The organism is Halomonas litopenaei, from assembly GCF_003045775.1.
In the GTDB taxonomy this organism is placed as follows: domain Bacteria; phylum Pseudomonadota; class Gammaproteobacteria; order Pseudomonadales; family Halomonadaceae; genus Halomonas; species Halomonas litopenaei.
Genome location: NZ_PXNS01000001.1, coordinates 531,559 through 550,858, shown reverse-complemented (window position 1 = coordinate 550,858; position 19,300 = coordinate 531,559). Strand labels below are relative to the sequence as shown.

Below are 19,300 nucleotides of genomic sequence, written 5' to 3'. Positions count from 1 at the left end.
GACTCGGCTGACGGACTTGGCGCAAGGACCTCGACTGCCCTACCTCGACTGCCCTACCTCGAGGGAAGCATCTCGCTGGTCGACCCACCATTCTGCCTCCCCCTGGCGGGCCACCAAGGCAGCCCGCCGACGGGGCGCCAGTTACCCCCCACCTGAGTCAGCCTCAAGCGATTGCGTGCCAGATCCCCGGTAAAGAGGTCCCGAGCCGGACCCGGTGAGCAAGGCTCGGGAGGTGCCTGGGCAAGACCAGGCCATCATTGCTGGCCCGCTGCCTCCCGCGCCAGCCCGGTCAGGGCCTCGGCGATCTTGTCCACGGGCAGCTCGCAGTCCTGCAGGCCGTGGCGCTCCACCAGGTAATGAGGGTCGTTCCACTCGATCACCAGGTGATCTTCCTGCTGGCGAACCAGCATCTTCTGGGGAAGATCCAGCGCGACACTACCCTCGCACTGCATCAGTCGAGTGCCCACCTCGGGCTTGCCGAAGATGTAGGTGCGTGTCGCTGGCAATTCCAGCTCCACCCCGGCGGCGTTGGCCTGGTGGTCCACGCTTGCCATCAGTCCCATTCCCCGTTTTTCCAGCCCCTCCTTGAAGCGAGATTCCACCGCCTCCAGGCTATCGGTCGACGTCAGACTGGCGATACCGCTGTCGCTCACCTCGACCTCGCCCTGCGCCCAGGCCATGGTCGCCATCGATCCTGCCAGCACGCTGCCCAGGCACAGGGTGAACATCTTGCGATAGCACTGCTTCATGATGGAGCTTCCTTTCCAGGTCAATGTGCCTACAGCATGGTCGCCGGTCCCCGACCACCACAAGGGGAAATCTCTCACAATCCGGGTTGACGCTGTGTAAGGTTCAACGCCGGGGCGACGACCCAGTACCCATAGCCGACGCGACTGGGCATAGTGCGCGCAATGCAGCTACACGATGTGCGCACAGGCGATGACCGCCCACACGATTTGGACCTGATGGTTCATATCGTTCATATCGTTCACGTCGTTTCAGCCGCTTCCCCGATTGCCGACGACAGGAGCCTGCATGGCCCGGATTCTTCCCCTTCGCCACCTCGCTGCCCCACCGCCGCGTACCCTGACCTGCGCCCTTGTCTCGGCTGCGGTCCTGATGGCCTCCTGCGCCCAGGCCCAGACCTTCAGCCCGCGCGCCATGCTCGACTGGCCAACCAAATCCTTCGCCGGCGAAACGGCCTACCGACTGGTCGAGCACGATGGCGTCAGCGTGCTCGAAGCGCGCTCCCGGGGGCAGGCCTCGGCCCGCTATCTGGAGCGCGACATCGACCTCGGCGAGACGCCCTACCTGCGCTGGTGCTGGCAGGTATCCGGGGTCTATTCCGGGGTCGACGAACGCACAGAGAGTGGCGACGACTATCCCGCCCGGGTCTACGTGGCCAGACGCACCGGCCTTCTGCCCTGGCAGGTGGAGTCGGTCAACTATGTGTGGTCATCGAATCAGCCGGCAGGCACCAGCTGGCCCAACGCCTTTACCGATCGTGCCGTCCTGCTGGCGCTGCAAAGCGGAGGTGCCAAGGCTGGTCAGTGGGTCGGCGAGGTGCGCGACGTGGCCGCCGACTACCGTCGACTGTTCGGCGCGAGCCCCGACGGCGTCGATGGCCTGGCGCTGATGAGCGATGGCGACAACGCCGGAGGCGACGCCACCGCCTGGTTCAGCAAGATGGAGTTCAGCGCCTCGTCGTCGCCGCCTGTCTGTCCCTGACATCAGCGCTGGAAGACCACCGTGCGCGAGCCGTTGAGAAACACCCGACGCTGCAGGTGCAGGGTGACGGCCCGGGCCAGGGTGATGCACTCGATATCACGCCCTCGGGCCACCAAGTCCTCGGCGGTATCGGCGTGGGTGACCGGCTCCACCCCCTGGGTAATGATCGGGCCTTCGTCCAGGTCATCGTTGATGTAGTGGGCGGTCGCCCCAACCAGCTTGACGCCCTTCTCGAAGGCCTGGTGGTAGGGCTTGGCGCCCTTGAAGCCAGGCAGCAGCGAGTGATGGATATTGATCGCTCGACCGGCCAGGCGTTCGCTCATCTCGCTCGACAGCACCTGCATGTAGCGCGCCAGGATCACCAGCTCTGCGCCACTGTCCTCGACGATCCGCCACACCTCGGCCTCCTGCTCGGCCTTGGTCTCGGCGCTGATCGGCAGATGGTGATAAGGCAGCCCGTGCCACTCGGCCAGCGGCGCCAGATCGGGGTGGTTGGACACCACCGCCTTGATGGCCACCGGAAGCTGGCCGGTACGATAGCGATAGAGCAGGTCATTGAGGCAGTGATCGGCCTTGGAAACCATGATCACCACCGGAGTGAGGCGCTCTGGTGAGGTCAGCTCGAACGCCATGGAGAACGGCGCCGCGCGCTCGGCAAAGGCCGCCTCGAAGGCGCCTGCATCGAACTCGCCCTCCTCGGGAGGGCGGAATTCGGTGCGGATGAAGAAACGACAGGAACTGCTGTCGTCAAAGGACTGCTGCTCGGTGATGTAGCAGCCCTGCTCGCGCAGAAAGCGGGTAACCACGTCCACGGTGCCAAGACGACTAGGACACTGGGCGGTCAGGATCCAGTGGGTCGTGCGCACGGCGCTCACGCTGATCGTCATGTCGTCTCCCCGGCGGTGACGTCACGCTCGACGCCGATGGCGAACTCCTCACCGGCATCGAGCAACCAACGATAAACGTAGTCGGCGAAACTGCGCCGCACCACCAGCTCCCAGCGTCGCTCGTCGGGGCGACGCAGGATGACGCTGGTCTTGGCCAGCACCGTGGTCACCCCCTTGCCCACCGCAAAGTGGCGCGGGTGGACGTCGTAGACCACCGACTTCATCAACAGCTCGCGCAGGGCCTGGTCATCACCGGTCAGCTCGATCACCGTCTGACCGGCGCTGACGTCGGAGAAGGCCACGCTGGCGTCGCCCAGGGCGCTGCGCAGCGCCGTCTCCACGCGAAAGGCGTCACCCTGGGGCAGCACGGCAAGCCACTCGTCGGGACTTAGCCACTGCAGCGAAGCCCTCTCTCCCTGACTGAGTTCCAGCGGACGCGCCGGCAACGACAGCCCCAGCACCGCGCGCACCGCCTCGTCGAGCACGATGGCGCCACCGCGCAGGATCAGATGGTCGTGCTGGCGTTCGCGCATCATTACCCGCGAGTGGGTGCCGGGCGCCGGGCAGCCGACGTGCTCAAACGACCAGGCCAGCGGCGACTCCAAGGGGATGCCTTCGTCCGGGAAGGCATCAAAGGTACGGGCACGTTCTATAGCTTCAGACATTCTGGCGCTCTCCCTTGGGGTCGAGGAAGATGGTGGAAACGATTTCGGCTTCGTGGACCTTGCCGTCGACACAGGGTAGATAGACGGTCTCGCCCATCCGCTGGTGGCCACCCTTGACCACCGCCAGGGCGAAGCCGGTTTCGAGCGTCGGGCTGTAGTAGCTCGAGGTCACGTGGCCGACCATCGGCATGGGAATCGGATGGTCAGGGTCGAGCACGATCTGGGCGCCCTCCTCCAGCACCACCGACGGATCCCTGGGTTTCAGCCCCACCAGCTGCTTGCGGTCCTGGCGCGCGGTGTCGCTGCGGGTCAGCGCCCGCTGGCCGACCCAGGAGAATGGCTTGTCGTAACCCACCGCCCACTGCATGCCCAGATCCTCCGGGGTCACCGAACCGTCGGTGTCCTGACCTGCGATGATGAAGCCCTTCTCGGCACGCAGCACGTGCATGGTCTCGGTCCCGTAGGGTGTCAGGTCGTACTTCTCGCCGTGGGCGAACAGCGCCTTCCACACGTGCATGGCAGCGTGGGCCTGGACGTTGATCTCGTAGGCCAGCTCGCCGGTGAAGGAGATCCGGAACACCCGTGCCGGCACCCCGGCCACCTTGCCCTCACGCCAGTCCATGAAGCGAAACGCCTCGCGATCCAGATCGATGCCCTCGGTAAGCTCGCGCATCAGCTCTCGCGCCATGGGGCCGGTGACGGTCATGGTGGCCCAGTGGTCGGTGACCGAGGTAAAGCTCACGTCGAGCTCCGGCCACTCGGTCTGGTGCCACAGCTCCAGCCACTCGAGCACTCCCGCGGCGCCACCGGTGGTGGTGGTCATCAGGAAGTGATCCTCGGCCAGACAACTGGTGGTGCCGTCATCCATGACCATGCCGTCGTCCTTGCACATCAAGCCGTAGCGCACCTTGCCCACGCCAAGCTTGGCCCACTTGTTGGTATAGATGCGGCCGAGAAACTCGCGGGCGTCCGGCCCCTGGATATCGATCTTGCCCAGGGTCGATGCGTCGAGGATGCCGACACCTTCGCGCACCGCGCGGCACTCACGCATCACCGCCTCGTGCAGGGTCTCGCGCTTGCCGTTGACGGTCCTGGGGAAGTACCAGGGCCGCTTCCACTGGCCCACGTCCTCGAACTCGGCACCCTGCTCGACGTGCCACTGGTGCAGCGCGCTGTAGCGCTCGGGATCGAACAGCGCTCCGCAGTAGCGACCGACGATGGCTCCGAAGGTGACCGGGGTATAGTTGGGCCGGAACACGGTGGTGCCGACCTCGGGAATCGAGCGCCCCAGGCAGCGCGCGGCGATGGCCATGCCATTGATGTTGCCAAGCTTGCCCTGATCGGTACCGAAGCCCATGGCGGTGTAGCGCTTGACGTGCTCGATGGACTCGAAGCCTTCCCGGGTGGCAAGCTCGATCCCGGCGGCGGTGACGTCGTTCTGCAGGTCGACGAACTGCTTGGGCGCCCGCAGGGTCGGCTTTTCGTGGGGCACCTGGAACAGCGCCACCGCCGCACCGTCTCGCCGCGACGCTACCGCCGGCAGTATAAGCTCGGCACTCTCGAAGCCGGCCTGGCTCGCCGCCTCGAGGCCGGCGTCGCGACCTTCCGCCAGCACCTCGGCCAGGCCAAAGGTGCCGCCGGCTGCACCGGCCGCCAACATGCCCCTGGGCAGGTTGGGCACGAAGGCGATCAGGTCGTCGCGCCAGCTCGGCCGCGTTCCGGTATGGGAGGCCAGGTGAATCACCGGACTGAATCCACCGGAACTGGCCAGCGTGTCGCAGTCGAGCGTCTCGCTGGCGCCGGTAACGCGAAAGGCGTCGATATCGATGGTCGCGACCCGCGCCGAGGCGACCCGCTGCTCGCCCCTGGCCTCGACCACTGCAGAGCCCGGCAGGATGCGAATACCGCGCGCCCGGGCAATCTCGACCAGTTCACCGTCGGGGGCGGGACGGGCATCGGCCACCGCCACCACCTCGCGCCCGGCGTCCAGCCAGTCGAGCGCGGCGCGGTAGCCGTCGTCGTTGCTGGTGGAAACCACCAGCCGCTTGCCCGGCACCACACCGTAACGGCGGATGTAGGTGGACACCGCCGAGCACAGCAGATTGCCCGGCACGTCATTGCCGGCGTAGACCAGCGGACGCTCATGGGCACCGGTGGCCAGCACCACCCGAGCGGCCCGCACCCGATGCAGGCGCGAGCGCGACTGACGGCGTCCCTCCACTCGGGGGGCACAGTGGGCCAGGTGCTCGCTGCGCCGCTCGTGCAGGGTGACAAAGTTGTGGTCGTGATAGCCGTTGGCGGTGGTGCGCGGCAACAGCGTCACCTCGGGGTTGGCGGCAAGCTCCTCGAGCACCTGCTCGACCCACTGCAACGCCGGACGATCATCCAGCAACGCCTGCCCGTCCAGCAGCGAGCCGCCAAAGCGCTCCTGCTCATCGCACAGGATCACCCGGGCGCCGCTGCGCGAGGCGGCCAGGGCCGCCGCCAGTCCCGCTGGCCCGGCACCGATCACCAGCACCTCGCAGTGGCGATTGATGCGGTCGTAGATATCCGGGTCGCGCTCCAGTGGACTGCGCCCCAGCCCCGCGCTCTTGCGGATATAGCGCTCGTAGGTCATCCACAGCGAGGCCGGCGCCATGAAGGTCTTGTAGTAGAAGCCGGGGGGCATCAGCTTGCCGCCAAGCTTGCCGATGGTCCCCATCAGGTCGCGCTGGACGTTGGGCCAGCCGTTGGTGGAACGTGCCGTCAGCCCCTCGAACAGGGCCTGCTGGGTGGCACGCACATTGGGCACCTGCTCGGCTTCGGTGTGGCCGAGCTGGACCACCGCATTGGGCTCCTCGGCGCCGGCGGCGACGATGCCGCGGGGACGCGAATACTTGAAGCTGCGATTGACCACGTCCACCCCGTTGGCCAGCAGCGCCGAGGCCAGGGTGTCCCCATGAAAGCCTGAGTACTCCTTGCCATTGAAGGTAAAGCGCAGGGGCCTGCTGCGGTCGATCAGGCCCCCGGTGTCGAGGCGATTGGGCTGGCTCATGCGCGAACCTCCTGGGCGGCGGTGGCGATGTCGCTGTCGTCAAGGGACTCAGGCGCTGACGCAACCACCCCGTCGGGGTTGTCCCGGGTAAAGCGCGGTCGCTCGCCGATGCGATAGGTCTCGAGGATCTCGTAGCTCTGGGTGTGGCGCGTCACGTTGAAGAACTTGCGACAGCCCACCGCGTGGACCCACAGCTCGTGGTGGATGCCGCGGGGGTTATCGCGGAAGAACAGGTAGTCGCCCCACTGCTCGTCGGAGCATCCGGCCGGATCCTCGGGGCGTGCGATGTGCGCCTGTCCCCGGGGATGAAACTCTTCTTCCTCGCGCCACTCGTCGCAGTAGGGACAATGGATATGGAACATGCAAACCTCCTGAAATCAGTGGGCGACACCGGCGGCGCCGTGTTCATCGATCAGCGCGCCGCTGTGGAAGCGGTCGATCGAGAAGGGGGCGGCCAGCGGGTGCATCTCGCCCTTGGCCAGGCTCGCGGCAAACACATGCCCGGAACCCGGGGTCGCCTTGAAGCCACCGGTGCCCCAGCCGCAGTTGAAGTAGAGCCCCTCGATTCGGGTCTTCGACAGGATCGGGCAGGCGTCCGGGCAGGTATCGACGATGCCGCCCCACTGCCGGTTCATGCGCACCCGCGAGAAGATCGGGAACATCTCGACGATGGCCTGCAGGGTGTGCTCGACGGTGGCGTAGCTGCCACGCTGGCCGTAGCCGTTGTAGCCGTCGATGCCCGCGCCGATGACAAGGTCACCCTTGTCGGACTGGCTGATATAGCCATGCACGTGGTTGGACATCACCACGGTATCGAGCACCGGCTTGAGCGGCTCTGACACCAGCGCCTGCAGCGGGTGGCTCTCCAGCGGCAGGCGCAGCCCCGCAAGCGATGCCATCACCCCGGAGTTGCCGGCGGTCACGCAGCCCACGGTGCGAGCCTCGATATCGCCGCGATTGGTGTGCACCCCAAGGATGCGGCCGTCGCGGATCTTGAATCCGGTCACCTCGGTCTGCTGCAGGATGTCGACGCCGAGGGCATCGGCACCACGGGCGTAGCCCCAGGCCACGGCGTCGTGGCGGGCGACCCCGGCACGGGGCTGCCAGGAGGCCCCCATCACCGGGTAGCGCGCGTTCTTCGAGCAGTCGAGGATCGGCACGATCTCCTGCACGCCCCTGGCGTTGAGCACCTCGCCGTCGATGCCGTTGAGCCGGTTGGCGTTGACCCTGCGCTGGATGTCGCGCATGTCCTGCAGGGTATGGCCAAGATTGAGCACGCCGCGCTGGGAGAACATCACGTTGTAGTTGAGATCCCGGGACAGCCCTTCCCACAGCTTCATCGAGTGCTCATAGAGCGCGGCGGCCTCATCCCACAGATAGTTGGAGCGCACGATGGTGGTGTTGCGGGCGGTGTTGCCGCCGCCCAGCCAGCCCTTCTCGATCACCGCGACATTGCGCACGCCAAATTCCTTGGCCAGGTAGTAGGCGGTGGCCAGGCCGTGGCCGCCACCACCGACGATGATCACGTCGTAGGCGGCCTTGGGGGTCGGGTTGCGCCACTGGCGCTGCCAGTTCTCGTGGTGACTCAGGGCGTGGCGGGCCAGCGCGAATCCGGAGTAGCGTTGCATAGGGTGTCCCTCAAAACTCTGGGCTAGAGCGTGTCTGAAAAGTGCCTGGGCGGTCGCTGCGTGCGTCACGACCGCCGGGGGGTCATCAGGCCGGCACGGCAGCGGCTTGCCGAGGGGTCGGATAGACCGGGTGGCGCGTGCATAGCTCGCCGACCCGCTGGCGTACGTCGGCTTCGATGGCGGCGGTGTCCTCGCCACGGGCCAGCACGTCCAGCACATCGCAGATCCAGCCGGCAAGCCGCTCGCACTCTTCGGCATCGAAGCCGCGGGTGGTCACCGCCGGGGTCCCGATGCGCAGGCCCGAGGTGACGAAGGGGCTCTGCGGGTCTCCCGGTACCGCGTTCTTGTTGACGGTGATGTGCGAGCGACCCAGGGCCGCGTCGGCGTCCTTGCCGGTGATCCCCTGGCGAATCAGCGAGACCAGAAACAGATGGTCTTCGGTGCCGCCGGAGACCACGTCGTAGCCGCGCTCGAGAAAGGTCCCGGCCATGGCCTTGGCATTGACGATGACCTGCTCCTGGTAGCGTACGAAGTCCTGGTTCATGGCCTCGCGGAAGGCCACCGCCTTGGCCGCGATGACATGCATCAAGGGGCCGCCCTGCTGGCCGGGGAAAACCGCGCCGTTGAGCTTCTTGTACAGCGCCTCGTCACCGCTGGCCGACAGGATCAGGCCACCGCGCGGCCCGCGCAGGGTCTTGTGGGTGGTGGTGGTGACCACGTGGGCGTGGGGCAGCGGGCTTGGATAGAGCCCGGCCGCCACCAGACCGGCGACGTGGGCCATGTCCACCAGCAGCCAGGCGCCGACGCTGTCGGCGATGGCGCGAAAGCGGCGCCAGTCGACCACCTGGGAGTAGGCCGAGAAGCCAGCGACGATCAACTTGGGGCGATGCTCGTTGGCCAGACGCTCGACCTCGGCGTAGTCGATCTGGCCGGTGGCCTCGTCCAGACCATACTGCACCGCGTGGTAGTGCTTGCCGGAGAAGTTCGGTGCCGCGCCATGGGTCAGGTGGCCGCCGTGAGCCAGACTCATGCCGAGCACGGTATCACCGGGGGACACCAGCGCCATGAAGGCGGCGGCATTGGCCTGGGCGCCGCTGTGGGGCTGCACGTTGGCGTAGTCGGCGCTGAACAGCGCGCAGGCCCGCTCGATGGCCAGACGCTCTACCACGTCGACGTGCTCGCAGCCGCCATAGTAGCGCTTGCCGGGATAGCCCTCGGCGTACTTGTTGGTCAGCTGGGTGCCCTGGGCCTCCATCACCGCGGGACTTGCGTAGTTCTCGGAGGCGATCAGCTCCACATGATCCTGCTGGCGAACGACCTCGTCGGCGATGGCCTCGGCGATCTGCGGATCGAACCGGGACAGTGACGAGCTGGACAGATGAGCGCTTGGCATGGGGTATCTCCGATAATGGCGAAGCGCCTCTTCGCGGCCGCTTTCGCCTGGTCGATATTGTCGTTGTGATGGCTGACGAAGACGGGCAGTCCCCCGCCTCCAAGGTAAGCCGCTATCCCGGCGCCGATATTCTGGAAACGACATCGGCGTCGCCGTCAGGGACATCGACGCTGCCCGGACCGGCCCAGACGGGCCCAGACTGGCAGAGCCCGGCCCAGACTGGCCCATACAGGCAGAGGCCGGCCCAGACGAGCGCAGGTGCCCGGCGGGATAAGGTCATTGAAGCCGAGCGGCTCCTTCAAAACTTGAACAAATGCGACAGCTTTGTTGGACGCAGGCATGAGCCGAGCGCCGTGGACGAGCGCTTGGATGACGTTGCCAGCGGCACGATCAGGGGAGCTATCAGCGGCACTATCAGGAGCAATATCAGGGGCAATTGCGCCAGCGGGGGGCGCTCAGCGATGCCCCAGGCGTGCACCGACATGCAGAAAGAAGGGGTCGACGCCGGCCTCCTCGCGACCGACGGGATCGCGACGCAGACGTGAGGGCGACTGTCCGAAGGCGCTGCGGAAGTGGCGGGAAAAGTGGGCGGTGTCGGCGAAACCACAGCGCTCGCCGATCTCGGTGACGCTATGGTCGGTGAAGTACAGAAGCCACAGACCGTAGCGCAGGCGCAGGTCACGGGCGAACTTCTGCGGGCCGACACCGAAGGCCTGGCGAAACTTGCGCTCGAGCCCCCGACGCGAGGCGCCGGCGCGCGTCGCCAGCTCATCCACCGACAGCGGCTCGCCCAGATGCTGCTCGAGAATTGCCACGGCACGACGCACGATGCGGTCCTCGATGCGATCGAAGACCACCGGCTGGGGCTGGGAGTGGTCGCCGCTTCGGTGGCCGTCCAGCAGCATGATATGCAGGCTCTTGCGTGCCCAGGCGCGTCCCAGGTGGCGCTCCACCAGATAGGCGGCCAGGTCCGCCGCCGCAGCACCACCGGCACAGGTCAAGCGGTCGCCATCGTCGACATAGAGGCGGTCGGCCACCGCGCTGACGGCGGGAAAACGCCGGGTCAGATCCAGGTGGTGGTACCAGCTGACGCAGCAACGCCGCCCCTCCATCACACCGGCCTGGATCAGCGAGTAGACCCCGGTGCACACCCCCACCAGCGGCACGCCCAGCGCTGCCGCATGGCGCAGATAGTCGAGGGTGCCGCCATCTCGCTCGGGGCGGTTTCGCTCGAGAGCCCGTCGTTCAGGGCTCGTTCGCTCAGGGCTATCAGCTTCCTCGCCTTCCCCCAGCACCCCGCCGATGACCACCAGGTAGTCGAACTGGCGGGGATCACAGAAAGGCTGCCCATGACGCCCCCCTATCGGCTCGCAGGGCGAGATCACCGCACCACAGCTTGACGCAACCTCGGCGCCATCCTCTGACAGAAAGCGCCAGCGGCAACGTAGCTGACGACTGCGATCGCCCTCGTCGGACGCCAGCCGCAGGCAGTCGACGAAGGCAGCAAAGGGCAGCAAGGTAAAGCGCGACAGCAACACAAAGCCCACCGACAGCGCCGGCGTGAGCGGCTCGCCGCCAGAGACATCGGCGTGCCCTTGCTGTGCTGACGATGGTGCCGGCGATGGCCGTGATGGATGGAGCGGGTGCAGGGGCGAGGATGGCATGGCGTCCAAATACCAGCAAAAATCAGACTCCAGCCTAACCGAATTTCTCACGGCCCTCCTATTTATCAACGCCATACGGAGTCACCTGCACCGGACGGTTACACCACTGCCGCGCTGGGTAGCCCACGACCCGCCTCCGCCGGGAGCCACCGCCGCTACCAGTCCACCGTGACGTTACCCCTGGGCCGACTGCAGCAGGACAGGATGAAGCCCTCGGCCACGTCCTCGTCGGTGATGCCACCGTTGTGTTCCATGTCCACCTCGCCGGCGACCAGTGGCACCCGGCAGGTGCCGCAGATGCCCATGCCGCAGGCCTTGGGAATATGCAGTCCGAGCTTTGAGGCCGCAGCGTGCACGGTCTCGCCCGGCTGGATGCGCACGCTCTTGCCCGCCGAGGCGAATTCGACACAGTGCATGTCGGCCGCCACGAGCTCCTCGGCCTCTGCCTCGGCCTGCTCCGCCAGCTCGTGGACGTCTTCCTGGACGTCGACCGGCGTGGCACCGAAGGATTCCTCGTGGTAGCGACTCATGTCGAAGCCACGCTGGGTCAACAGACGCCTGACCGCCGACATGAAGGGCGTGGGCCCGCAGCAGAAGACCTCTCGATCCAGAAAATCAGGCGCCATCAGCTCCAGCATGGGCTCCGACAGGAAGCCGCGGAAACCCGCCCAGGCCTGGTTCAGCTCGTTGTCCCGTTCACACACGATATTCAGCCGGAACTCGGGAATCCGCGAGAAGATATGCTCAAGCTCACGGTGAAAGATGATGTCCCTGGGGGTTCTGGCGCAGTGGATAAAGGCCAGGTCCACCGCCGCATTGGTATCGAAGAACCAGCGGGTCATCGACATCAGCGGCGTGATGCCGACACCGCCGGAGAGCATCAGCACCTTGTCGGCGGTATGGTCGATGCAGTTGAAGTCCCCCACCGGACCGTGCACCGCCAGCTCGTGGCCCACGTCCATCTGATCATGCAGCCAGTTGGAGACGCGCCCCCCCGGCACCCGCTTGACGGTGATCGAGAAGCTGTAGGGGATGGAGGGTGAACTGGCGATGGTATAGGAGCGGAAGACGCACTCGCCGTCGATCTCGAGCTCCAGAGTGACGAACTGCCCCGGCTTGAAGAAGAACATCACCGGCTGCTCGGCCATGAAGCAGAAGGTTCGGACGTCCCAGGTCTCCTGGATGACCTTGACGCAGCGCACGACGTGGCGGCCATTGGCCCAGGTCTGGGTGGTCACCGGATTGAGAAAATTCGTCACCATGGCGGTTTCGCTCGCAGACAGTCGGCGGTTCACCCAGGCCCCGAACCTCGTTCGAGGCCTGGTCATTGAGCGCATTCTGCCCCTCGCGCCTCGCACGCCACTTGTCTGATCGCGACATCAGCATACTCGAATCCTCCGGCCACGCTCGCTGCAGCGACAAAGAGGTCGCAACGGCATCATCTGGTGTCGCCACCAGATACCCAGGGTCCCCACCCTTGCCCCAGACTGCGCAGCATGACAACCGCGACGCACGCCAGCTGCCAGCTGATAGCGCCGCTAATGCTTTCCCCTGATCCATAGCGGCGCCCCTTACCATGGGCCACCGCGCCCATCGACACCGCATCTATCGCATCACGAGGAGTGCACCATGGAGCCCATCGCCCATCTCAATCTGGAGGATCCCCTGGGGGACGCCCGTCGTTTCGCCCTGGAGACGATGTCACATCACCCCTTCGGCTTCTCGTTGCCGCAGCCGTTCTACAACGATGAACGACTGTTCCAGCTCGACATGCAGACCATCTTCGAGCGCGAGTGGATCTTCGCCGGCATGAGCTGCGAGATTCCCGCCAAGGGCAACTTCATCACCCTCGACATCGGCCATAATCCGGTGGTCATCGTGCGCGGCGATGGCGACGCCATTCACGCCTTTCACAACACCTGCCGCCATCGCGGATCTCGCCTGTGCTCCACCGAAAAGGGCAAGCTGGCCAAGCTGGTGTGCCCCTACCATCAGTGGACCTACGAGCTGGACGGACGCCTGCTGTTCGCCGGCACCGAGATGGGCGAGGACTTTCGACTCGAGGACTACGGACTCGCCCCGGTCGCGCTGACCGAAGCCGGCGGCTACCTGTTCGTCAGCCTCGCCGAGAATCCGCCGGACGTGAGCGACCTCAAGGCCATCTTCGACAGCTACCTGAGCTTCTACGACATGGCCAACCTCAAGGTGGCCGTGACCACCACCATCGAGGAGCAGGCCAACTGGAAACTGGTGCTCGAGAACAACCGCGAGTGCTACCACTGCAACGGCTCTCACCCGGAGCTGATCAAGTCGCTCTACGAGTTTGACGACACCGAGGACCCCCGTGCCACGCCGGAATACCGCAGTCTGGTAGCACGCAAGCAGCAGGAGTGGGACGGCCTCGGCATCCCCTGGAAGATGAGCTGGGCGGGAGGCAAGCGCAATCGCCTGACCCGCACCCCGCTGGTCGAAGGCACCGTGTCCATGACCATGGACGGCAGGGCCGCCTGTCGCCGTCCGCTGACCCACCAGGGCCTCGAGGACATGGGCTCCCTGCGCATCCTGCATCTGCCCAATAGCTGGAATCACTTTGTCGGCGACCACGCCGCGGTGTTCCGGGTGCTGCCGCTGGGTCCCCAGCGCACTCAGGTCACCACCAAATGGCTGGTCCACAAGGATGCGGTGGAGGGTGTCGACTACGACGTCGAGAACCTGAGCCGAGTATGGGACGCCACCAACGCCCAGGACCGAAGGCTTGCCGAAGAGAACCAGCGAGGCATCAACTCCCTGGCCTATCGCCCCGGCCCCTACTCCCCCACCTACGAATACGGGGTGATCGACTTTATCGACTGGTACCGCACCACCTTGGCAGCCAACCTGGGCAGCAGCCCAGCGCTGAGCCTGGCCAGCGGCTAGGGCCTGTACGAAAAGTCGACGAGCGAAGGTTAGACAAGGCAAAAATCGGTGAGAAAGCGCAGTTTACGGGGTGTAAATGAGCATTTTGATCCGATTTTTAACGCCGTATTACCGAGCGCAGGCACTTTTCAGACAAGCCCTAGGGCCTGGCGGAAAAGCCCCTGCGCTTGTCGACATTGCGGCCCCCTGGGTGTCTCTCTGTCACGGCCTGGTGTCCGACCTGCTGACATAGCCCGCTGACATAGCCCGCTGACATAGCCTGCTGAAACGGCCTGCCGTCATCGCTTGCCCTGAAGCCAGCCCAGGTGTCGTCTTCAAGACGACACCTGGGCGGATTTCAGGACTCGGCGGTCGCTCAGCGTCGGCGCGCTTCCGCCCCAATCAAGTCCTGCCGATCCATCGGGACCTCCTGCTGCGGCGCCAGATGGGGGCGACGCAGCAGGCCGGCAAGCTCCCGGAAAGGCACCGGTCGAGAGAACAGATAGCCCTGGAAGGTGGTGCAGCCCAGGTCCTTCAGGGCGGCACATTGATGCGGTGTCTCGACCCCTTCTGCCAGCGCCTCGAGGCCCAACTCCTGGGCCAGGGTGATCACGCTGCGACAGACCGCGATATCTCGTTCACTGTCCAGGCACTGGGCGACAAAACCACGATCGATCTTGATCTTGTCGATGGGCAGGGACTTGAGGTAATCGAAGCTCGAGTATCCCTTTCCGAAGTCATCGATCGCCGTGGTGACCCCGCGGGCCGCCAGGGCCCCCAGTGTACGAGCCACGCGTTCCTGGTCATCCAGCAACATGCCTTCGGTGATTTCCAGCTCCAGACACTCGGCATGCAGGTGGGTCTGATCCAGCGTCTGGCACACGCTCGATAGAAAATCCATGCGATGAAATTCCAGCGGTGACAGGTTCACCGCCACCCGCCCCGGCTTGAGTCCACTTCGCCACAGGCGCTTGGCGTCGTAGCAGGCCCTGCGCATCACCCAGCGCCCCAGATCGATGATCTGGCCGGTTTCTTCGGCCAGTGGAATGAACTCCGACGGTGAGACCCAGCCGAATTCGGGATGGGACCAGCGTATCAATGCCTCCAGACCGGTGATCCTGCCCTCGCCATCCACCTGGGGCTGATAGAACAACTGCAGACGCTGCTGTTCCATGGCAATACGCAGCGCGTTGCGCAGGGTCACATGACGCCCGGGGACACCGTCGAGGGTGCGTGTGAACAACTGATACTGGTTTCGCCCGCGTTGCTTGGCCTGGTACATGGCCAGATCGGCCTGCTGGATCAGCCGTTGTGGCGACAGGGTGGTCCCGGTGTCCAGCAAGGCGATCCCGATACTCGCGGATATCTGCAGCTGGAAGCCGTCGACGCGGCAGGGTTCACGCAACTGGTTCAGCAGACGCTCGGCCACCGCGATGGCCTTGTCCTTGCCACCGATATCCACCAGCACCAGCACGAATTCGTCCCCGCCCAGACGCGCCAGGGTATCCGAGCGTCGCTGCCCTCGGCTCAGGCGTTTGGCGACCTGTATCAGCACGCGATCACCGACCTCATGCCCCAGGCTATCGTTGATCGGCTTGAACGCATCCAGATCGATGAACAGCACCGCCAGCCCCTGCCGATGACGTGTCGCCAGGGCTACGTCGTGCTCCAGTCGGTCGGCCAGCAGGGTGCGATTGGGCAGACCAGTCAGGGCGTCGTGGGTGGCCTGGTGGGCCAGCATCTCTTCCTGAACCTTGCGCTGACTGACGTCATCGACGATGCCGATGTAGTGACTTACGCCTTCGCGGAGCGCATGCACCGGCGAGAGCGTCAGGTCGTACCAGCGACCGCCTCCTCCTCCCTGGCTGGCCAGCGCAGTGACCGAGCCCGGCTGCTGGGTCTTCATCCAGTGACAGATCTCGGCTTCGGTCACCGGGTCCAGACACATGGTCCTGGCAAGCTCACTCGCCAGCAGTCCGGTCACCGAGGATGCCGAAGCATCCAGCATGCGGCACAGAGCAGCGTTGGCATACATCACGGGGCAGCCCCTGGACTGGGCGTCGAAGATTACGACCCCATTGCTGCTCTCCCTGAGACAGTGCTCCATGATCGACAGCCTGGCTTGCTCCTTCTGACGCAGACTGATGTCGGCGAAACTGGCGAAAAGGCCCACACAGGCCGCCCCCACCCGGACCTGCTGCAGGCGTATCCTGAAGGTAGAATCCGCGATCGAGCACTCGAACACCACGGACCGCTGTCGCCCGGTCATGACATTGTCGAAGTGCTTCATCAATTCATCGGGCGCATCACCGCATCCCAGCAGTCGACTGGCTACCTCGGTGAAGGGTCGAGCGATAGCCTCCCCTGCGCTGTCACCCAGAGCTTCCGTGGCAGAGTCGTTGAGCGCACCGATCAGGCCCGAACGTCGAACCTGCAGCATCGGCACGGGGTGTAGTCCGAACAGGGAATGAAACTCCTGTTCACGCGTCGCCAGCGAAATCGCCTGCTCTCTACGCAATCGCGCCAGCGCAATCCAGGTCATCAGTTGATAGGTGACAAAAAGGCCCAACGCCAGCAACAGCGCCGGCAATAGCACCCACTTGAGCGACAGCGGCTTCGATGCCTGAACCCGCAGCAGCGTGCCGCCAGCCAGGGCAATATCGTCTCGCATTACGCCGGCCAGCCTGCCGCGCTCGACCCAGACCTCGCGGGCACCATGATCCAACGCCTCTGCCGGGCGGAGCCCCAACAGCGACAGGTTCGCCGTCAGTCCTTCACTCATATGCTCAAGCCACAGCGTCGTGTCGACCAGTACGACCAGCCGGGGGCCCGCAGCACCGAAGCTGTTGACCTCCAGCAGCGCCGCGCCTTTGCCCGGAATCCACCAGCGCATGGCCTCGTTCTGACGCTGTTCGAGCCAACTTCGAACCTCGTGCAACGCCAGCATTTCTTCGAGTCGAGACGTCGCCCCACCACCGTCAGCGGGGTTCCAGCGCAATGCGCCCCTGTCCTGCCACCAGACGTAGGCAAGCACCTCTCCCCGGGCTGCGGGACCGGTGGGTTCCGGCGACCCACCTGCCTGGGTCAGTGGAAGGCTCCATTCGCTCCAGCCCAGGCGGTAGCGTTCTTCCCAATTGGCGATGCGCTCACTCAAGGTATCCAGCTGCGTGCTCAGATCCTGTTTCAGATCGAGCGAATAGAGGTGGTAGCCCCCAAAGCCCACCAGCATGCTGAGACTGGTGCCGATAAGCCCGACCTTGATCACCCTGGGCGCCAGCCGTCGCAAGTTCAAGCTGCGCTGGCGGGCGAACAGCCAGAAGATGACGCCATAGGTAAACACCATGACGGTGCCAAGCGGCCGGGACTCGAACAGTATAAGGCGCCAACGAGGGGCATCCTCCGTCGTCCAAAGGATCGAAAATCCCAGCGCACCAGCCACCATGCACACGATTCCCAGGGCCGCGTAGCGCCTGCGCCCGACGCCTCGACCGTGCCACAGACAGAAGGCGAACAGCAGCATCAGCAGCAACGACATTGCCGGCAGCGCCTCGAGGCTCACCTGACGATTGACTTGATCAAGCAGCCATAGCCCTTGTCCCAGGCTGTACCCCAGCAGCGCCAACGAGGCCAGCCGCCTGACACGATCACAGCCGATAACCAGCGCCAGAATACCGAGCGTCGCCAGCAACGACGCCACCGCGCCCCAACGGCTGAAAGTCAGAAGATCGAACAGGAACAATGAGGACGAGGAGGAGGCGAACAGGGTATGCAGGGCCATCAGGGCCCCGAAGGTCAGCACCACCAGCAGCAGTGGCGGAAAGCCCAGACTCCGCTCTTCCTCGGACTTCCAGTCACTCATCGGCCGGCCTCAGTGGTGAAGGAGCGTCCAGATGGGCGGCGCAAGCCTCCTGGGCGAACGCCTTAGATCAGCCCGCCTCAGGGGAAAGCTGCACAGATTTGTCTCCCTGCTAATTATCCTGCACAAAATGTCGCTACGACTCTCAGTAACTAATTCGTAATTTAATGTAAGAAAAAAGCCACAAGCTAAGCGCCGTGGCTTCACATTCTTATCGCGGGCAAGTCCTGACGGCTGGCTTTGTGGCAACCACCACCCTACCTGCAGACACACCAGCAGGCCCGATGCCCCCTGCGACATGATGACGGACAGCATCTAGGCACTACCTCGCAAGCGACAGCTCGCAAGCCGCCGCTCGCCACCCGCGAGAAAGATCAGCCTGTGGGTTTCAATGAGCGCCGTCGCCGGACGACAGCTCCAGACCCAGGAAAAGCTCCACCAGGCCGGTGAAGCAATGGGGAGAAATACCGGTAATCTCGTGGATGCGATCCAGCCGATAGCGCAGAGTGTTGCGATGGACATGCAGGGCATCGGCGCAGCGACTCAGGTTGCCCTCGTGCTCGATCAGCATTGCCAGGGTCTTGAGCAGACGCCCATGGCTGTCGGCGCCACGGATGCGCTCGACCGCCTCGCGCAACTGCTCGCCTTGCCAGCCATCGTTCAGTGGCGACAGCAGCACCGGAAGGCGCAGCTCTTCGTAGTGATAGGTCATTCGCTCGGGAAACTGGCGCTTGCCGATCGCCAGTACCTGCCGGGCGCTCTCGTAGGACAGGTGGAGGTGGCCGGGTGCATCGAAGGCACGCCCGACGGCGACCTTGACCCCGTGAATATCGTGGCGTGCCAGTCGCGCCAGCAGGGCTTCGATAGCCCCGTCGGGGCCTGGGTGTGCGCCCTGCCTGCGCTGTCCAGCCTGATCCATCACCGGCTGGAGCACCAGAGCGCGATGGGGTGACACCTGGGTGACCAGGCTGTCGTGGGCCAGAAGGTCCATCAATCGCTGCATGGCGTCCAGATCTGCACTGGGCGATCCTCTGTCCAGTTCGATCAGCACCGCCAGTCGCTGACAGGCGACGTCGATCCCCAGTCGCTCGGCCCAGTCATGAAGTTGCTCGGAAGAAAGCTCAGCGTTGACCCATGACAGGATAAAACCTTCCCGGTGGCGCTTGGCCCACTCAAGCTGACTCAGCATGTCGGCCTGTTCGACCAGCATCTCGGCGGTCACCTTGACCAGCCGCGCCGCCTGACGTACCTGCGATGGCGGACCGGTGATACCGAGCACTCCCACGGTCTCGCCGGCGCACTGAAGCAGCAGATTGATGCCCGGTCGCGCCCCCTTGAAGGCATCGACGTCATGCTCGGATATCTCGAGTCCATTGCCACGCTGAAGCGCCAGCATTGCGCCATCGTGCAGGGTACCCAGACGCGAGTGATCACCGCTGGCGATGATCACCCCGCGCGCGTCCATCACGTTGATGTTGGCGTCGAGAATATCCTGGGTCTTGTCGATGATCTGCTGTGCGAGCTCAGCGCTCAGAATCATGGGGCCACCT

13 protein-coding genes are annotated in these 19,300 nt (G+C 64.9%); 2 read left to right on the top strand and 11 right to left on the bottom strand.

The window, feature by feature from the left end:
• Nucleotides 1–254 precede the first annotated feature (254 nt).
• Nucleotides 255–749 (bottom strand): DUF302 domain-containing protein, encoded by a 495-nt coding sequence (locus C6W88_RS02545; protein WP_231498455.1) that lies wholly within the window; start codon nt 747–749, stop codon nt 255–257.
• A 286-nt stretch (nt 750–1,035) separates the two neighbouring features.
• Between C6W88_RS02545 and C6W88_RS02540 the strand changes: the two genes are divergently transcribed.
• Nucleotides 1,036–1,728 (top strand): DUF3047 domain-containing protein, encoded by a 693-nt coding sequence (locus C6W88_RS02540; RefSeq protein WP_108131362.1) that lies wholly within the window; start codon nt 1,036–1,038, stop codon nt 1,726–1,728.
• Between the two features lie 2 nt (nt 1,729–1,730).
• Here C6W88_RS02540 and purU read toward each other — a convergent pair whose 3' ends face one another.
• The 8 genes from purU to C6W88_RS02500 all read right to left on the bottom strand — a co-directional run bounded on the left by purU (nt 1,731) and on the right by C6W88_RS02500 (nt 12,261).
• Nucleotides 1,731–2,615: a formyltetrahydrofolate deformylase gene (gene purU / locus C6W88_RS02535; protein ID WP_108131361.1), complete on the bottom strand. Its 885-nt coding sequence runs from the start codon at nt 2,613–2,615 to the stop codon at nt 1,731–1,733.
• Nucleotides 2,612–3,280: a sarcosine oxidase subunit gamma gene (locus C6W88_RS02530; protein WP_108131360.1), complete on the bottom strand. Its 669-nt coding sequence runs from the start codon at nt 3,278–3,280 to the stop codon at nt 2,612–2,614. The genes purU and C6W88_RS02530 overlap by 4 nt, the downstream gene beginning before the upstream one ends.
• A complete protein-coding gene (locus tag C6W88_RS02525; RefSeq protein ID WP_108131359.1) occupies nt 3,273–6,314 on the bottom strand; it encodes a sarcosine oxidase subunit alpha family protein in 3,042 nt (1,013 codons plus the stop codon). Before C6W88_RS02525 ends, C6W88_RS02530 begins: the two co-directional genes overlap by 8 nt.
• Entirely contained in the window at nt 6,311–6,676 is a 366-nt protein-coding gene (locus C6W88_RS02520; RefSeq protein WP_108131358.1) for a sarcosine oxidase subunit delta, read from the bottom strand. Before C6W88_RS02520 ends, C6W88_RS02525 begins: the two co-directional genes overlap by 4 nt.
• A gap of 15 nt (nt 6,677–6,691) precedes the next feature.
• Entirely contained in the window at nt 6,692–7,942 is a 1,251-nt protein-coding gene (locus C6W88_RS02515; RefSeq protein ID WP_108131357.1) for a sarcosine oxidase subunit beta family protein, read from the bottom strand.
• Between the two features lie 85 nt (nt 7,943–8,027).
• Nucleotides 8,028–9,335 (bottom strand): serine hydroxymethyltransferase, encoded by a 1,308-nt coding sequence (gene glyA, locus C6W88_RS02510; protein WP_108131356.1) that lies wholly within the window; start codon nt 9,333–9,335, stop codon nt 8,028–8,030.
• A gap of 455 nt (nt 9,336–9,790) precedes the next feature.
• A complete protein-coding gene (locus tag C6W88_RS02505) occupies nt 9,791–10,999 on the bottom strand; it encodes a GlxA family transcriptional regulator (protein WP_108131355.1) in 1,209 nt (402 codons plus the stop codon).
• A 155-nt stretch (nt 11,000–11,154) separates the two neighbouring features.
• Entirely contained in the window at nt 11,155–12,261 is a 1,107-nt protein-coding gene (locus C6W88_RS02500; protein WP_108131354.1) for a glycine betaine monooxygenase reductase subunit, read from the bottom strand.
• 367 nt (nt 12,262–12,628) lie between these two features.
• On the opposite strand from C6W88_RS02500, the gene C6W88_RS02495 reads away from it, so the two are divergent.
• Entirely contained in the window at nt 12,629–13,915 is a 1,287-nt protein-coding gene (locus C6W88_RS02495) for a glycine betaine monooxygenase oxygenase subunit (RefSeq protein ID WP_108131353.1), read from the top strand.
• Nucleotides 13,916–14,270: 355 nt separating this feature from the next.
• Here the strand turns inward: C6W88_RS02495 and C6W88_RS02485 are convergent, their stop codons facing one another.
• Both C6W88_RS02485 and C6W88_RS02480 read right to left on the bottom strand, forming a co-directional pair.
• A complete protein-coding gene (locus C6W88_RS02485; protein ID WP_108131351.1) occupies nt 14,271–17,753 on the bottom strand; it encodes a putative bifunctional diguanylate cyclase/phosphodiesterase in 3,483 nt (1,160 codons plus the stop codon).
• Between the two features lie 385 nt (nt 17,754–18,138).
• Nucleotides 18,139–19,290 carry a sugar diacid recognition domain-containing protein gene (locus tag C6W88_RS02480; protein WP_197037049.1) on the bottom strand — a complete coding sequence of 384 codons (1,152 nt, stop codon included), beginning with the start codon at nt 19,288–19,290 and terminating at the stop codon, nt 18,139–18,141.
• Nucleotides 19,291–19,300: the final 10 nt, after the last annotated feature.

Coding starts and splice junctions, on each gene's coding strand:
- C6W88_RS02530 (WP_108131360.1), bottom strand. CDS start 3,280: ATGTCTGAAGCTATAGAACGTGCCCGTACCTTTGATGCCTTCCCGGAC.
- C6W88_RS02525 (WP_108131359.1), bottom strand. CDS start 6,314: ATGAGCCAGCCCAATCGCCTCGACACCGGGGGCCTGATCGACCGCAGC.
- C6W88_RS02540 (WP_108131362.1), top strand. CDS start 1,036: ATGGCCCGGATTCTTCCCCTTCGCCACCTCGCTGCCCCACCGCCGCGT.
- C6W88_RS02545 (WP_231498455.1), bottom strand. CDS start 749: ATGAAGCAGTGCTATCGCAAGATGTTCACCCTGTGCCTGGGCAGCGTG.
- glyA (WP_108131356.1), bottom strand. CDS start 9,335: ATGCCAAGCGCTCATCTGTCCAGCTCGTCACTGTCCCGGTTCGATCCG.
- C6W88_RS02515 (WP_108131357.1), bottom strand. CDS start 7,942: ATGCAACGCTACTCCGGATTCGCGCTGGCCCGCCACGCCCTGAGTCAC.
- C6W88_RS02495 (WP_108131353.1), top strand. CDS start 12,629: ATGGAGCCCATCGCCCATCTCAATCTGGAGGATCCCCTGGGGGACGCC.
- C6W88_RS02520 (WP_108131358.1), bottom strand. CDS start 6,676: ATGTTCCATATCCATTGTCCCTACTGCGACGAGTGGCGCGAGGAAGAA.
- C6W88_RS02500 (WP_108131354.1), bottom strand. CDS start 12,261: ATGGTGACGAATTTTCTCAATCCGGTGACCACCCAGACCTGGGCCAAT.
- C6W88_RS02505 (WP_108131355.1), bottom strand. CDS start 10,999: ATGCCATCCTCGCCCCTGCACCCGCTCCATCCATCACGGCCATCGCCG.
- C6W88_RS02485 (WP_108131351.1), bottom strand. CDS start 17,753: ATGAGTGACTGGAAGTCCGAGGAAGAGCGGAGTCTGGGCTTTCCGCCA.
- C6W88_RS02480 (WP_197037049.1), bottom strand. CDS start 19,290: ATGATTCTGAGCGCTGAGCTCGCACAGCAGATCATCGACAAGACCCAG.
- purU (WP_108131361.1), bottom strand. CDS start 2,615: ATGACGATCAGCGTGAGCGCCGTGCGCACGACCCACTGGATCCTGACC.